Source organism: Streptococcus mitis, assembly GCF_009496205.1.
GTDB classification, from domain to species: Bacteria; Bacillota; Bacilli; order Lactobacillales; family Streptococcaceae; genus Streptococcus; species Streptococcus mitis_BN.
Window position 1 is genome coordinate 1 of the sequence record NZ_WIJO01000112.1, and the last position, 650, is coordinate 650.

Below are 650 nucleotides of genomic sequence, written 5' to 3' on the forward strand. Positions count from 1 at the left end.
TCTGTTTCTTTTTACTTTCTGTGCAACTGGATAACAGAGGACAATTTGCGCAAATCTTAGGATCTCTTTTATATTTACGATAGCCATCGCGCTTTGTTGTAGAGTAAGCTAACACGTGATTTTCAGGGCAAAGGTAACAGTCATAGTGTTCATCATAGATAAAGTCCTTAGGGCTAAGTTTTCCTTACTTTCCACGAGGGCGAGTATAAGGGAATACAAGTGTAATATTTTGGTCAAGGAGGAATTTTGCAATACTTGGAGTCTTATAGCCAGCATCGGCAATAAGGTAGTCAGATTGAAATCTCTTCAACTGTTCAAAAAGTGCAAGAAAAGCCTGACTGTCATGCACATTGCCAGCATCGATACTATAAGCTAGTGCCCATCCATGCTTATCGCACCCTACTTGGGCATTGTAGGCGAACACTTCCTTATTCTCTCCCTTGTGAAACCAACCACTTTCAGGGTCTGTAGTAGAAGTCTTCTTCGGCTCAGCCTCGCTTTCTTTTGCAGGCTCGAACGACTTTTTTCCGTGCTTTTTCCGATCTAAGTCAATCTCAACTTCCAGTTGCTTACTCATAAACTTAGCTTGCTTGTCTAGAACTTGATGAGTATATTTGTGGTTATTAGCTGCGGCCTTGATATGAGTCCCA

The 650-nt window shown here is 41.5% G+C and carries 1 pseudogene; it reads right to left on the minus strand.

What is annotated here, in order from left to right:
• Window positions 1-650, minus strand: a pseudogene (locus GEZ85_RS10160) (transposase); the annotation flags it as partial.